Source organism: Enterobacter sp. 342 (assembly GCF_036663495.1).
GTDB lineage: Bacteria > Pseudomonadota > Gammaproteobacteria > Enterobacterales > Enterobacteriaceae > Enterobacter.
In genome coordinates this window covers 49,849-63,535 of record NZ_JAWUEI010000020.1, presented here as the reverse complement: position 1 = coordinate 63,535, position 13,687 = coordinate 49,849, and the positions used below count along the sequence as shown (strand labels likewise).

13 protein-coding genes and 2 tRNA genes are annotated in these 13,687 nt (G+C 52.8%); 5 read left to right on the top strand and 10 right to left on the bottom strand.

All coding sequences use genetic code 11. The annotated features are described in order from the left end of the window. Nucleotides 1-12 precede the first annotated feature (12 nt). The 4 genes from V6E55_RS16375 to mdtK form a co-directional block, all read right to left on the bottom strand. Nucleotides 13-1,608 carry an FAD-NAD(P)-binding protein gene (locus V6E55_RS16375; RefSeq protein WP_316943380.1) on the bottom strand — a complete coding sequence of 532 codons (1,596 nt, stop codon included), beginning with the start codon at nucleotides 1,606-1,608 and terminating at the stop codon, nucleotides 13-15. 117 nt (nucleotides 1,609-1,725) lie between these two features. Then, nucleotides 1,726-1,802: transfer RNA gene (locus V6E55_RS16370), tRNA-Val, on the bottom strand. Between the two features lie 4 nt (nucleotides 1,803-1,806). Then, a tRNA-Val gene (locus V6E55_RS16365) sits at nucleotides 1,807-1,883 on the bottom strand. A gap of 153 nt (nucleotides 1,884-2,036) precedes the next feature. Beyond that, nucleotides 2,037-3,410, bottom strand: coding sequence for an MdtK family multidrug efflux MATE transporter (gene mdtK, locus V6E55_RS16360; protein WP_316943379.1), 1,374 nt, complete (start codon nucleotides 3,408-3,410; stop codon nucleotides 2,037-2,039). Nucleotides 3,411-3,635: 225 nt separating this feature from the next. On the opposite strand from mdtK, the gene V6E55_RS16355 reads away from it, so the two are divergent. After that, nucleotides 3,636-4,277, top strand: coding sequence for a riboflavin synthase subunit alpha (locus tag V6E55_RS16355; protein ID WP_114979442.1), 642 nt, complete (start codon nucleotides 3,636-3,638; stop codon nucleotides 4,275-4,277). Between the two features lie 31 nt (nucleotides 4,278-4,308). On the opposite strand, the gene cfa is transcribed toward V6E55_RS16355, so the two are convergent. Both cfa and punC read right to left on the bottom strand, forming a co-directional pair. Then, nucleotides 4,309-5,457 carry a cyclopropane fatty acyl phospholipid synthase gene (gene cfa, locus V6E55_RS16350; RefSeq protein ID WP_316943377.1) on the bottom strand — a complete coding sequence of 383 codons (1,149 nt, stop codon included), beginning with the start codon at nucleotides 5,455-5,457 and terminating at the stop codon, nucleotides 4,309-4,311. A gap of 298 nt (nucleotides 5,458-5,755) precedes the next feature. Beyond that, entirely contained in the window at nucleotides 5,756-6,955 is a 1,200-nt protein-coding gene (gene punC / locus V6E55_RS16345; protein ID WP_316943376.1) for a purine nucleoside transporter PunC, read from the bottom strand. 114 nt (nucleotides 6,956-7,069) lie between these two features. On the opposite strand from punC, the gene punR reads away from it, so the two are divergent. Then, nucleotides 7,070-7,981, top strand: a complete 912-nt coding sequence (punR, locus tag V6E55_RS16340) for a DNA-binding transcriptional activator PunR (protein ID WP_129996000.1) — start codon at nucleotides 7,070-7,072, stop codon at nucleotides 7,979-7,981. 17 nt (nucleotides 7,982-7,998) lie between these two features. Here punR and purR read toward each other — a convergent pair whose 3' ends face one another. Next, nucleotides 7,999-9,024, bottom strand: coding sequence for an HTH-type transcriptional repressor PurR (gene purR / locus V6E55_RS16335; RefSeq protein WP_114979446.1), 1,026 nt, complete (start codon nucleotides 9,022-9,024; stop codon nucleotides 7,999-8,001). 297 nt (nucleotides 9,025-9,321) lie between these two features. Here purR and cydH point away from each other — a divergent pair, with 297 nt between their 5' ends. Together cydH and V6E55_RS16325 are read left to right on the top strand one after the other, a co-directional pair. Further along, on the top strand, nucleotides 9,322-9,411 hold the full coding sequence (cydH, locus tag V6E55_RS16330) for a cytochrome bd-I oxidase subunit CydH (protein WP_020688313.1): 90 nt from the start codon (nucleotides 9,322-9,324) through the stop codon (nucleotides 9,409-9,411). A gap of 163 nt (nucleotides 9,412-9,574) precedes the next feature. Next, complete coding sequence (locus V6E55_RS16325) at nucleotides 9,575-10,741, top strand: MFS transporter (RefSeq protein WP_129995999.1); 1,167 nt, start codon at nucleotides 9,575-9,577, stop codon at nucleotides 10,739-10,741. Nucleotides 10,742-10,779: 38 nt separating this feature from the next. Here the strand turns inward: V6E55_RS16325 and sodB are convergent, their stop codons facing one another. After that, on the bottom strand, nucleotides 10,780-11,361 hold the full coding sequence (gene sodB / locus V6E55_RS16320) for a superoxide dismutase [Fe] (RefSeq protein WP_114979448.1): 582 nt from the start codon (nucleotides 11,359-11,361) through the stop codon (nucleotides 10,780-10,782). Nucleotides 11,362-11,482: 121 nt separating this feature from the next. Beyond that, nucleotides 11,483-12,256 carry a C40 family peptidase gene (locus V6E55_RS16315; protein WP_114979449.1) on the bottom strand — a complete coding sequence of 258 codons (774 nt, stop codon included), beginning with the start codon at nucleotides 12,254-12,256 and terminating at the stop codon, nucleotides 11,483-11,485. Nucleotides 12,257-12,594: 338 nt separating this feature from the next. On the opposite strand from V6E55_RS16315, the gene grxD reads away from it, so the two are divergent. Continuing rightward, nucleotides 12,595-12,942, top strand: coding sequence for a monothiol glutaredoxin 4 (grxD, locus tag V6E55_RS16310; RefSeq protein ID WP_003029202.1), 348 nt, complete (start codon nucleotides 12,595-12,597; stop codon nucleotides 12,940-12,942). Nucleotides 12,943-12,986: 44 nt separating this feature from the next. On the opposite strand, the gene rnt is transcribed toward grxD, so the two are convergent. Then, a complete protein-coding gene (rnt, locus tag V6E55_RS16305; protein WP_049006331.1) occupies nucleotides 12,987-13,637 on the bottom strand; it encodes a ribonuclease T in 651 nt (216 codons plus the stop codon). Nucleotides 13,638-13,687 lie beyond the last annotated feature (50 nt).

Below are 13,687 nucleotides of genomic sequence, written 5' to 3'. Positions count from 1 at the left end.
ATGGACGCCCTGTCAGTCCTCACTATACGGTAATTTCCGCCGTAACCCCGACGCGGGTTTTTCTGCCGCTTTCGCCATCGCCTCTGCAATCTCTGCACACTCCGCCAGCCCCTGAACGAAGGGATGATCATGCATCAGCCACGGTATCGCGCCGAAGGCGATGCGTCCGCGAACGGTTTCAGGTGCTTTTAAGGTGTAATCCTCGTTAATCTCGGGGATCTCTTCGCCTGTTGCCTCCAGCTGTTTGCGCAGCGTCGGGAAGGGCAGATCTTTCGTTTTGAGCGGCTTTTGTCCACGTGCATCAATAAAAACGTCAAAACGGTGAACGGTCTCTTTTGTGGTGATCATTGTCTGATCGCTGCCAACATCAAGCGTGTAATCGTCACCGAGAGCTGCCACGCTGATAACGCCAGCTTCGCGAAGTGCGAGTAGCCTGCGGATCGACTGTGGAGGGATGGCCGCATAGTTGTCAATAAAGACCCGAGCCAGACCTTGTCTGAAGCGTTTACTGTCACGTTCGTCGAGATGTGGCACGATCGCCTGAACCACTTCATGCAGCCGGAGCACGGTGTAGCGCCAGGCCACGGTGCGCCTGTCGCGTTTGTTGCGTTCAACCTCATCGAGATTTTCTTCCGCCCAGGTGAATGGATCGTGCCGTTTACGATCTTCAAACCAGGCATCACGCATGCTGTCTGCCGTCTGCTTATGCAGAGCAACTTTCTCACACCACGCCGGGTCAGCAAGTTCAAGTTCTTTCACCATCAGGGTAAAAATGCGATCAAGCAGGGCATCCGGGCCTTTGGCAATTTCGCGCTCAACCGCGGGCTCAGTCAAAACTGACAATGGTTCGTATGGGATAGGGCAGTAAAAATCGGCTTCCGGCAGAATGCCTGTTCGGGACATCAGGACAATCTTTAACGCGTCGCTGCCTGTATCCAGGATGAATTTGTCGTCGCGAAACGTGCCGTGCTGCATTACCACCGCCATGGCCGCGTCCAGACCGCTTAATGATGTTCCCATGATACCGACGCGGCAGGGCGGAATTTTGGCGCCTATCAAACCGGACCACGGGCTTGGGAAGTACGTGCGAGAGGCTTCGTCGTCCTCTGGCCAGACGTGACCGGTGGCGATAACCACAAGGTCGAAGCGTTCAGAGAAAGTGTTGTCGTTGACTGAAAGTGTGACACCGTCATTCGTGGGTACAATATCGGTGACCTGGGCGGATTCATGGATATCAACCTGAAATCCGCGATCTTTAGCCTCTTTTACGATTGAAAGAAAGCTGTCACGGAGATACTCGCCCAGCAGGATCCGGGGCAGGAATTGCCGGTCATGTAAACGGGATTTATCCACCTTAAAGCGTGCCAGATAGGCTTCGCTCTGGCCCTTAAGCCAGTCGTGATAGGTCATAAATAGCGGAGGAATTTCAATGCTTGCGATGTTCGCCAGCATCAGACGAGTGTTATCGTCGTCGTTGTAGGGCATCCCAACACCCGCTTCATCAGCTTGTTCAAAGACCGAAACTGAAAGCGGGTGAGGGTTTTTAAGAAGCGCGTAAAAGGTATAAATCCCTGTTGGGCCGGAACCGATAATGGCGATTTTCTTCATCGACGGTTTTCCTCTTTTTTTCCATGAGAAAAGCGTAGCAGGAGAACAGTGATGAAAATGCGGAATTAGGAAAGTTCAGGAAAGCAGAAGAGGATTTGCACCATTTCAGGACTGAAATGGTGCGTCCGAGTGGACTCGAACCACCGACCCCCACCATGTCAAGGTGGTGCTCTAACCAACTGAGCTACGGACGCAGAATGGTGCGTTCAATTGGACTCGAACCAACGACCCCCACCATGTCAAGGTGGTGCTCTAACCAACTGAGCTATGAACGCAACGTGTTGTCGGTGACAACGGGGACGAATATTAGCGGCACAGCACCAATGAGGCAAGAGGGAAAATGCATTTTTCTCTCTGATTTCACGCGATTGCTGTATTACCGCGCAAAGTGAAGAGAAAGTAGCCGCCAGCTGGCGGCTACTGCGTATTTAACGTGCAGCGCGTTGCAAAATGACCGTTGATGGCTGACGTTGCAGGAAGCGCATGCGCATCATCATCATAATTGCCGCAGAGGTCAGACCGATGATAAAGCCCATCCAGAATCCGGCCGGCCCCATGCGGTCAACCACCAGATCGGTCAGGGCCAGAATGTAACCACACGGCAGACCCAACACCCAGTAGGCGATGAAGGTGATAAAGAAGATGGAACGCGTGTCTTTATATCCACGCAACACACCGCTGCCAATGACCTGAATGGAATCAGATATCTGGTATACCGCAGCCAGCAGCATCAGATGCGACGCCAGGGCCACGACTTCGGGGTTGTCATTGTAGAGCAGGGCAATTTGCTCGCGTAGCGTGATGGTAAAGAGCGCTGTACAGACGGCCATGCAGACACCGACACCCAGCCCGGTTCGCGCGGCTGTTTTTGCATCTAGCGTCGAACCTTGCCCCAGACGGAAGCCGACACGGATAGTCACTGACGCCGCCAGCGACAAAGGCAGGACGAACATTAGCGAGCTAAAGTTCAGCGCAATCTGGTGCCCGGCCACGTTCACAATGCCCAGCGGGGAGACCAGCAGGGCGACCACGGCGAAAAGCGTCACCTCAAAGAACAGCGCGAGGGCAATCGGCAAACCTAGCTGTACCAGACGCGTCATAATGCTCCAGTCTGGTGTACTAAATCTGTTCTCGTTTCGAATATCGCGCATGGAACGGGCGCGTTTTACAAAGGCGATCATTGAGAAGAACATCACCCAGTAAACGGCTGCCGTCGCGACACCACAGCCGACACCACCCAGTTCTGGCATTCCGAAATGACCGTAAATAAAGACATAGTTAACCGGAATATTGACCAGCAAACCAATAAAGCCCATCACCATCCCGGGCTTGGTTTTCGCCAGACCTTCACACTGGTTACGCGCCACCTGGAAAAAGAGGTAGCCTGGGGTGCCCCAGAGCAGGGCGCGCAGATAACCCACGGCCTTGTCAGCCAGTGCCGGGTCAATGTTATGCATGGCGCGAATGATATGACCCGCGTTCCAGAGCACCAGCATGATCAGCACAGAGACAAACCCAGCCAGCCAGAAACCCTGGCGGACCTGGTGGGCAATGCGATCACGTCGCCCGGAACCATTGAGTTGAGCGATAACAGGCGTGAGCGCGAGCAGCAGACCGTGGCCGAACAGGATAGCCGGTAGCCAGATTGACGTGCCGATAGCAACAGCCGCCATATCGGTGGCGCTGTAGCCGCCCGCCATTACCGTATCCACAAATCCCATTGCGGTCTGGGCCACTTGCGCGATGATCACTGGTATAGCCAGTGCCAATAACTGGCGCGCTTCATTCATGTACTTCTGCACGTGAACACCTTTATTTTGTTGTTATTTGAGAGACTAAAAAAGCCGCCGTAACTGGCAGCAAGAAGAAAATGCAGGGGGGTGCCAGCTATTGTAGCGGGCTTTAGCTATTTATCTAGTGAAAAAATCGCCAGAAAATGCGCTCCGCTGGCAACCTGTTTTTCCAACTGTTATTGTGATGGGATTAAACGGTGTCACCACCGTCCGGAAAAAACAGGAGTTGTAAGCATGTTTACTGGTATTGTGCAGGGTACCGCCAAAGTGGTGTCCATTGATGAAAAACCTAATTTCCGAACTCATGTTGTTGAGCTGCCGGAATATATGCTTGATGGCATCGAAACCGGCGCCTCGATTGCCCACAACGGCTGCTGCCTGACAGTTACCGAAATTAACGGCAACCAGATCAGCTTTGATTTAATGAAAGAGACGCTGCGTATCACCAATCTGGGTGAGCTGGCGGTTGGGGATACCGTCAACGTAGAACGGGCGGCGAAGTTCAGCGATGAGATTGGCGGGCATCTGATGTCGGGGCACATCATGACCACTGCCGAAGTGGCGAAAATTGTGACCTCGGAAAATAACCGTCAAATCTGGTTTAAAATGCAGGATCCTTCATTAATGAAATACATCCTGTACAAAGGGTTTATTGGTATTGATGGGATTAGTCTGACTGTCGGGGAAGTGACACCTACGCGTTTTTGTGTGCATTTAATTCCTGAAACGCTGCAGCGCACCACGCTGGGGGCGAAAAAACTGGGGCATCGCGTAAATATCGAAATCGATCCGCAAACTCAGGCGGTGGTGGATACCGTTGAGCGTGTGCTGGCGGCAAAAGAAGCCGCAATAATTAAAACAGCAGAAGAAGAATAAAAAATAACCCCGGGTAACCGGGGTTATTTTTTTAGCGGGCGACACGCAAACCGTGTTCAATGCCCCGGCTGAATACCACCTGCCAGAGCTGAATATCCCGCGCGCGAAACGCACCCGCGCAGGCATTCAGATAATAGCTAAACATCCGCTTGAATCGTTCAGAATAGTTGTCCGCAATCTCAGGCCAGGCTTCCTGAAAACGAGCATGCCATGCCATCAAGGTGGTGTCGTAATCCGCACCGAAGTTATGCCAGTCTTCCATCACGAAATGGGGTTCACTGGCGTTGGCAATCTGGCGAACGGACGGTAAACAGCCATTCGGAAAGATGTATTTGTTGATCCACGGGTCAACGTTGTTATCGGTTCGCTTAGAGCCGATGGTGTGCAGCAGGAAGATGCCGTCTGGTTTCAAATTACGATCCACCACCTCAAAATAGGTGTCGTAGTTTTTCGGCCCCACGTGCTCGAACATGCCCACGGAAACGATACGGTCAAACTGTTCGTTAAGATCGCGGTAATCCTGTAGCCGGATATCCACATCAAGATCCTGGCAGCGTTCCCGCGCCATCTTTTGCTGCTCAGCGGAAATAGTGACACCCACCACGCTGACGCCGTAGTGCTTCGCCATAAACCAGGCCAGCCCACCCCAGCCGCAGCCGATATCCAGCACGCGCATTCCGGGTTCTAACTTCAGTTTCTCGCTAATCAGATGCAGCTTAGCCTGTTGAGCCTCTTCAAGTGTCGAAGCCTCTTTCCAGTAAGCGCAGGAATATTGCATGAAGGGGTCAAGCATACGGTTGAACAGGTCGTTGCCGAGATCGTAATGCTCTTTGCCGACGATCCATGCGCGTTTTTTACTTTGCAGATTAAACAGCCGGGCTGAGGCGACGCGCAGTGTGTCTTTCAGATTGCGGGGGAGTTGATTTTCCAGACCGGCGCGCAACACGCTGGTAAAGAAGATATCCAGCCGTTCGCACTCCCACCAGCCATCCATATAGCTTTCTCCCAGACCTAACGATCCCTCCCGCAACACGCGTTTAAAAAAGTCGGGATGTTTAACCTGGGGATCCGCTGGTGACGATCCATTGATAGTGATGCCTGCTCGACCCAACAGTTCACTGACGATCCGGGACCAGTTATCGTCCGGAACGCTGACTTCTTCTATACACGATGAACTCATAGCTTCTCCATCACCCTGATGTGATCAGAACCTTCAAACAGCGTAGACGCTTTTTTTGGTTTGTGAGAAATCTCACGGTAAATACCGCGAGGCTAATATCCGACGTAGAACAGAGGAAGGGAGATAACCCTTGCCGAAATGCCTTCCATGGTAAAACGGGAGCACTCCGGCTCCCGTTAACACTTAATATTTATCGTATTTAATCGAACCAAATTTAGTATAGGCCTCAAAATTTGGTGATTCAATAAAAAATTCTTAGCAACCTAATCACTGGAAGTTAACATAATTTCCGGCGCGATTACGCGTGCGACGTTTCAACCGGGGGGCTGTCACTCAGCTCACGCTGTGCGGCAGCCTGCATACGGTAGCCCACAAAGGCCAGCACAACAGTCACCAGCATCACGGTGGTGGTGGTCAGGAGCGGCGTGGCAATCAGCGCAGAGACCACCAGACTTGCCAGGAAGCACAGACCCAACTGCAGGGTGTTCTGCAGCGCAGCCGCGCGACCCGTCGCCTGTGGGAACGGACGTAATGCTTGCGCCACAACGATAGGGTAGATTGCCCCGTTAGCGACGGCCATCACGCAGAATGGCATTAAAATTTCTACCAGACCGGTGCCCGGGATAAAACCAACAGCCCATGTCCCGATAACGCTCAATGCATACAGCACCAGCAGCCACGGCAGCATCTGCTGACCTTCCCATTTCTGCAGAGCCGCACGACAGCCGTACCCGCCCACCAGGAATGCGATGGTTTGCGGAACGTAGCTCAGGCCAATCGCCGCCGGGCTGTACCCCATATCATGCAGAATAAATGGCGAACCGGTCAGCCATGCGAAGAAACTCGCCGAGCAGGCGGCATAAATCAGGACATTACCGCGATATGCTTTGGCACTCAGCAAAGAGGTAAAGGTAATGGGCTTTGCATCCGCATGCGCCTCTTTTTTATGCGCAGGTTTGAGCGCGAATGCCGGCAGCATGAGTACCAGTGTGATGGCAAACAACGTGGCAAAGATAGCCTGCCACTCGAAATGCACCAGGATCCAACTGCCCAGGAGCGGGGCGAGGGCAGGTGAAAGCCCTACCAGCGGCATAATGGTGGCGAAAATCCGGTTGGTGCGGTTGGCTGGGTAGTAGTCGGTAACGAGGGCCTGCCAGGTCACCGCTGCTGCGCAGACGCCGACGGCCTGCACAAAGCGCAGCACCAGCAACCAGGTCGCATCGCGTACCCATAACATACCCAGACAGCTGGCGGCAAAAATGCCCAGGCCCAGCAACAGGACCGGTTTACGGCCAAAACGATCTGATAGCGGCCCCCAAAGTAGCTGCGCGAAGGCGAAACCGGCGAGGAACAAACTCAGGCTGGCGCTGATGGCCGCGGCTGGGGTTTGCAAATCTTCCTGCATAGCGGCGAAAGCCGGCAGGTACATATCAGTGGCCAAAAAGCCCAGCACGCTTAAGCCGCCGAGCCAGACTAAAAAACCATTCCTGGGTTGCATTGTTTTATTCTCCTGAGGAGGCAGGTATACATTGGCGCTGAGTGTAGGGAGTGCAAAGCGGCTTGTGAAACGCTAATATTTGGTGGTTGCATTCAAATTTTTTGCAGGCAGAAAATGTGGTCAGATTATTCTCTTGAAGTAGTCGATGCTGTCGCGCGTAACGGCAGCTTCAGTGGAGCGGCGCAGGAGTTACACCGCGTCCCTTCAGCTATCAGCTACACGGTGCGTCAACTGGAGGAGTGGCTGGCGGTTCCGCTGTTTGAACGGCGACATAGGGATGTGGAATTAACGCCCGCCGGTGCGTGGTTTTTGAAAGAAGGGCGTTCTGTTATCAAAAAAATGCAGATCACCCGCGAACAGTGCCAACAGATCGCTAACGGCTGGCGGGGGCATCTTTCCATCGCGGTGGATAATATTGTCAAACCCGAGCGTACCCGGCAAATGATTGTCGATTTCTATCGTCATTTTTCTGACGTCGAATTGCGGGTGTCACAGGAGGTGTTCAACGGTGTCTGGGATGCACTGGCGGACGGAAGGGCGGAGATGGCCATTGGCGCCACGCAGGCGATCCCTGTCGGGGGTCGGTACGCTTTTCGTGATATGGGAATGCTGAGCTGGAAATGCGTGGTGGCAAGTGATCATCCGCTGGCGGCTCTGGAAGGACCATTGAGCGACGATACGCTACGCAACTGGCCGTCGCTGGTACTTGAGGATACGTCCCGTTCATTACCCAAGCGTATCACCTGGCTTCTGGACAACCAGCGGCGGGTGGTTGCACCCGACTGGGAATCATCAGCGACGTGTCTCAGTGCTGGTTTGTGTGTCGCGATGGTACCCGTTCATTTTGCGCGGCCGCGAATTGATGCCGGAGAGTGGGTTGAACTGACACTGGAGAATCCATTCCCGGATGCGGCCTGCTGCCTCACCTGGCAGCAAAATGATGTCTCACCTGCGATGGCCTGGTTACTGGATTATCTGGGAGACAGCGAAACGCTAAACCGGGAGTGGTTACGGGAGCCAGGTTAACTGGCCCCGTTAAGAGATTACCGGCGATAGTCGCGGAACGGACCATCGGCAACAGAGCGGCGTTCAATAAGACGCGGGTGAACTTCAATGGACTGCGACTCTTCGCGTTTGTTGACGATCCTGTCCATCAGCATATTGAAGGCGGTTTCACCCAGTGAATCTTTCGGCTGGTGGATGGTCGTTAATGCCGGCGTAAAGAAGCGCGCATTACGCACGTTGTCATACCCGATCACAGAAATATCCTGCGGTACACGCAGACCCAGCTCATCGGCCGCACAAAGGGCACCCATTGCCATGATGTCGCCCCCGCAGAAAACGGCGGTCGGACGGTGCTGCTGGGAGACGATCTGCTGCATAGCGCGGTAGCCCGACTCCGGTTCAAAGTCGCCCTGCACGATCCAGTTTTCCGGCACGGTGATCAGCGCTTCTTCCATCGCTTTCATAAACCCAGCCAGACGACCTGCACCGGTGTTGCGCTCCAGTGGACCCGGGATCACGCCGATCTCGCGGTGACCGCGTTCAATCAGGTAACGACCCGCCATATAACCGCCTTCAAAGGCGTTATCGATCACGGAATCGGTGAAGTCCGCGCGGGCTTCACCCCAGTCCATCACCACCATTGGGATATGGCGATACTCTTCCAGCATCGACAGCACAGATTCCGGATACTCGGAACACATCACCAGCAGACCATCAACACGCTTTTGAGCCATCATCGACAGGTAAGCTCGCTGTTTTTCAATGCTGTTCCACGCGTTGCCCAGAATCAGGGTATAGCCTTTCTGGAAGCAGTTTTTTTCTACTGCCTCAATAATCTCGGCAAAATAGGCCGCTTCACTGCTGGTCGCCAGCAAACCAATAGACTTGGTGTGATTAACCTTGAGGCTTCGCGCAACCGCACTTGGCGAATAGTGCAGCTCTTTGATGGCTGCCCAGACGGCATTGCGCGTCTCTTCCGCCACAAAACGGGTCTTGTTAATTACATGTGATACGGTTGTAGTGGAAACGTTTGCGCGTTTTGCTACATCTTTAATTGTTGCCATTAAATGTCACTCCAGACCATATCCTAAACTCCTGAAAAACTTGAAGGTAAACGTTTGCCTTCTCTCACCCTTATCACGCAATTTTGAATTGCGACACGCCGGGAAAACGACACAGGACGTCAGGAGGGGGTCAATGGCCGGTACGCTAATAAATTTAGCGTGGAATTTTGTCCTATCTTGATGAAAAGGGGAAGAGGTAAAGTGGTTATCCGTTTAAATCCAGGAAGATTTTTGACGTAAATTGTGCAAAAATGAGCAAGCTCACTTTTCGTGGGGGGATTAAAAGGAGAAAAATTGATGAGTTCCGATCTGAAGTTTTCGCTGTTCACCACCGTTATTGTGCTGGCTTTGATTGTCGCAGCGGGTCTGACGGCCGCACTGCACTGATTTACGCGGAGGGAGAGTCTTCTCCCTCCCGATTCCCCGGATTGTTACTTCTCTGGCAAAAATCTTTTGCTATTTTGTTAACTTCTCATTTTTTGTGATTGATGTCATGCTTTCCGCTTCTTTGTTCTGTGTCACCACATGACACGGCATCCGGAGTTGACGTATGAAAATCAATTTTCCCCTGCTGGCCCTGGCGATTGGCGCTTTTGGGATTGGCACCACTGAATTCTCCCCGATGGGTTTACTGCCAGTTATTGCCAGAGGCGTGGATGTCTCGATCCCTGCCGCAGGGATGTTAATCAGCGCCTACGCTATCGGCGTGATGGTTGGGGCACCGCTGATGACGCTTCTGCTTTCGCACCGCGCGCGCCGCAATGCGCTGATTTTCCTGATGGCGATTTTCACCCTGGGCAACGTGCTTTCCGCCATTTCGCCGGACTACACCACCCTGATGTTGTCACGCATTCTGACCAGCCTTAACCACGGCGCGTTCTTTGGATTGGGGTCGGTTGTTGCAGCAGGCGTGGTGCCAAAACACAAGCAGGCGAGTGCCGTGGCCACCATGTTTATGGGGCTAACCATTGCCAACATTGGCGGCGTACCTGCCGCGACGTGGCTGGGGGAAGTGATTGGCTGGCGTATGTCCTTCCTGGCGACTGCCGGGCTGGGTGTGATCGCGATGGTGGCACTGTTCTTCTCCCTGCCGAAAGGCAGTGCGGGGGAACGTCCTGACGTGCGTAAAGAGTTGTCTGTGTTGGTACGCCCGCAGGTGCTCTCGGCGCTGCTGACTACCGTGTTGGGGGCAGGGGCGATGTTTACCCTCTATACCTACATTTCTCCCGTGCTTCACGACATCACTCACGCAACACCGATCTTTATCACTGCGATGCTGGTGCTGATTGGTGTGGGCTTCTCGATTGGTAACTATCTGGGTGGGAAATTTGCCGACCGTTCCGTAAGCGGGACGTTGAAGGGCTTCTTAACCCTGCTGATTGTCATCATGATTGCTATTCCGTGGCTGGCACGTAATGAGTTCGGAGCAGCCATTGCGATGGTCGTCTGGGGAGCAGCCACCTTTGCTGTGGTTCCACCGCTACAGATGCGCGTGATGCGTGTCGCCCATGAGGCACCGGGTCTTTCGTCTTCAGTGAATATTGGCGCGTTCAATCTCGGTAATGCGCTCGGTGCAGCCGCCGGTGGCGCGGTTATTTCTGGAGGGCTGGGATACAGTTTTGTACCGGTGATGGGGGCGATTATTGCCGCGCTCGGTCTGCTGTTAGTGATGATGTCCGGTCGTAAGCAGCCGGAAACGGCCTGCGCTGCTGAATAAGCAAAAAACGCAGAAGGGCGAACCCTTCTGCGTGTCTCTTATGCGGCGAAGTTCTTCGCCACAAACTCCCAGTTAACCAGTGCCCAGAAGTGCTCCAGGTAGTTCGGACGCGCGTTACGGTAATCAATGTAGTAAGCGTGTTCCCAAACGTCCACGGTCATCAGCGGCTTAGCGCTGGTGGTCAGTGGGGTACCCGCGTTAGAGGTGGAAACGATAGCCAGTTTGCCATCGGCTTCTTTTACCAGCCACGTCCAGCCAGAACCGAAGTTCTTGATAGCTGCATCGGTAAATTTCGCTTTGAAATCAGCGAAACTGCCAAATGCTGCGTTAATCGCGGTAGCCAGTTCACCGGTCGGTTCGCCGCCAGCATTCGGTGCCAGACAGTGCCAGTAGAAAGTGTGGTTCCACACCTGAGCAGCGTTGTTAAATACACCCCCCTCTGAACTGCGGACGATCTCTTCCAGTGTTTTGCCTTCAAAATCGGTGCCTTTGATCAGATTATTCAGGTTGGTGACGTAGGTCTGATGATGTTTGCCGTAATGATATTCCAGGGTTTCCGCAGAAATATGCGGTGCCAGGGCGTCTTTTGCATACGGTAGTGCAGGTAATTCGAACGACATTGCTTCTCTCCTTATTGTATTTTGTGTTGCCAATAACCACACAGACAACGAGGAGAGAATAGCAAATTGAAAGGGTATGCAAAAGAGGAACTTACCCTGCCGCGATGCGGCAGGGCAGGGATTAGCGAATGGTTTTAGGTGTCATGACGCGACGCGCGCCGACATAGTGACGAACCCAGTAGTCTTCACTCAGCGAGGTGATCTGAATATCCTGGCCGCTGCGTGGTGACTGAATGAATTTCCCGTTACCGACATAGACACCGACGTGGTCAGCCGTGCCGCGACCCTGTGTGCGGAAGAAAACCAGATCGCCGTTTTCCAGCTCGCCACGGTCAACCGGAGAAGCATCGCGCAGGTGGTACATTTCATTGGCGGTGCGTGGAATGCGGAACTTCACCAGATCTTTATACGCGTAATAGACGAGGCCGCTGCAGTCAAAACCGGTACGCGGGGAGCTTCCACCCCAGTGATAAGGTTTACCAATCTGCCCCATCAATTTGTTCATCGCCGTCTTTTGCGCTTTCTGGACGCGAACTTTATGCACTTCTGCGAGTTTGGTGACCTTCGTACATTTCGCCTTATGTCCTTTACGAGTGATGCATTTTTCAGTCACGAGGTTGGCGGCGGTCTGCGAGGCTTTACTTTTGGATGTGTGAGCAGTGCGGGAAGATTTTGTTTTGGTCTTGCTGGAAGTGGTTTGTTTAGTCTGAGCAGTTGTTTTTTTCTTGTCGTTCTTACTGGTGGTTTTTTTCTTACGTTCTGTGGCTTTCACCAGATGGTTCTTTTGCACAGCAGAATGCCGCGCCTGCTGAGAGGCGTTTGCCACTGGCGTGAAAGTGAGTGATGTAAACAGTAAAGCACAGAGCGTGATCGAGATTTTATTTATCCGCGCCACTGGGCAGTCCCCTGATAAATGCAGGTCATCTATAGCACCTGCGTATGATTTACAAAGCCCGTCGATTCTAATCCATAAAAACCCGAGAAGTTAATAGCATTTTTCAATCTACAATCGTGTTTCGTTAGCAAGTGCAAAAAAATTCATCGTTCTGTCGCATATTTGTTCATTCCCTAAGCAAAACCCTGACCGCAGCAGGGTTAAACACCATTTGCAATGCAACTTTTCATGACTCGCGGTAAAATAAATAAACGTGACAAAAATGTTATTTTCCGATGCCAGTCTGAACCGCTACAATGTCAGACTAATGCCGTAACAGAAGTTAAAGGAAGCAAGACATGAGCACCACTATTGAAAAAATCCAGCGCCAGATCGCTGAAAACCCGATTCTGCTGTATATGAAAGGTTCTCCGAAGCTGCCAAGCTGCGGCTTCTCCGCGCAAGCAGTTCAGGCACTGTCTGCCTGTGGTGAGCGTTTTGCTTACGTTGATATCCTGCAAAACCCGGACATCCGCGCTGAGCTGCCTAAGTACGCTAACTGGCCGACTTTCCCACAGCTGTGGGTAGACGGCGAACTGATTGGCGGTTGCGATATCCTGATTGAGATGTATCAGCGCGGTGAATTGCAGCAGCTGATCAAAGAGACGGCGGCTAAGTACAAAACTGAAGAGCCGGACGCAGAGTAACATTCTGCAGAAATAAAAAAGCGACCTCTTCAGGTCGCTTTTTTTTACTCTTCGCTGTCACCCATCGGCAGCGGCCAGCCGCCCAGACGTTTCCAGCGGTTAACAATCTCACAGAACAGTTCTGCGGTGCGCTCCGTGTCATACAGGGCAGAGTGTGCCTGCGTACCGTCAAACTCAATACCTGCCGTGATACAGGCCTTTGATAACACTGTTTGTCCCAGCGCCAGGCCACTCAGGGCTGCGGTATCGAAGGTGACAAAAGGATGGAAAGGATTTCGTTTGAGCGAGGCACGCTCTGCGGCGGCCATGGTAAAGCTGTGATCGAACGTGGCGTTATGGGCCACCATGATCGCGCGGCTGCAGTTGCTCTCTTTCATGCCTTTACGCACCATCTTAAAAATGGCGTGCAGCGCATCATATTCACTGACTGCACCACGTAGCGGGTTATGCGGGTCGATACCGTTAAACGCCAGTGCTTCCGGCTGTAAGTTTGCCCCTTCAAAAGGATCAACGTGGAAATGCAGCGTAGTGTCCGGTGTAAGCCAGCCCTGTTCATCCATCTTCAGCGTAATGGCGGCGATTTCAAGCAGCGCATCGGTTTTAGCGTTAAATCCGGCTGTTTCTACATCAATGACAACGGGATAAAAACCACGAAAACGGTCGCACAGACCGCTAAATTGAGCGTTATCGGACATCAGGGTCTCTTACATGGGGAAAAAGCAGAGCGCATTATGGCAAATTTTGG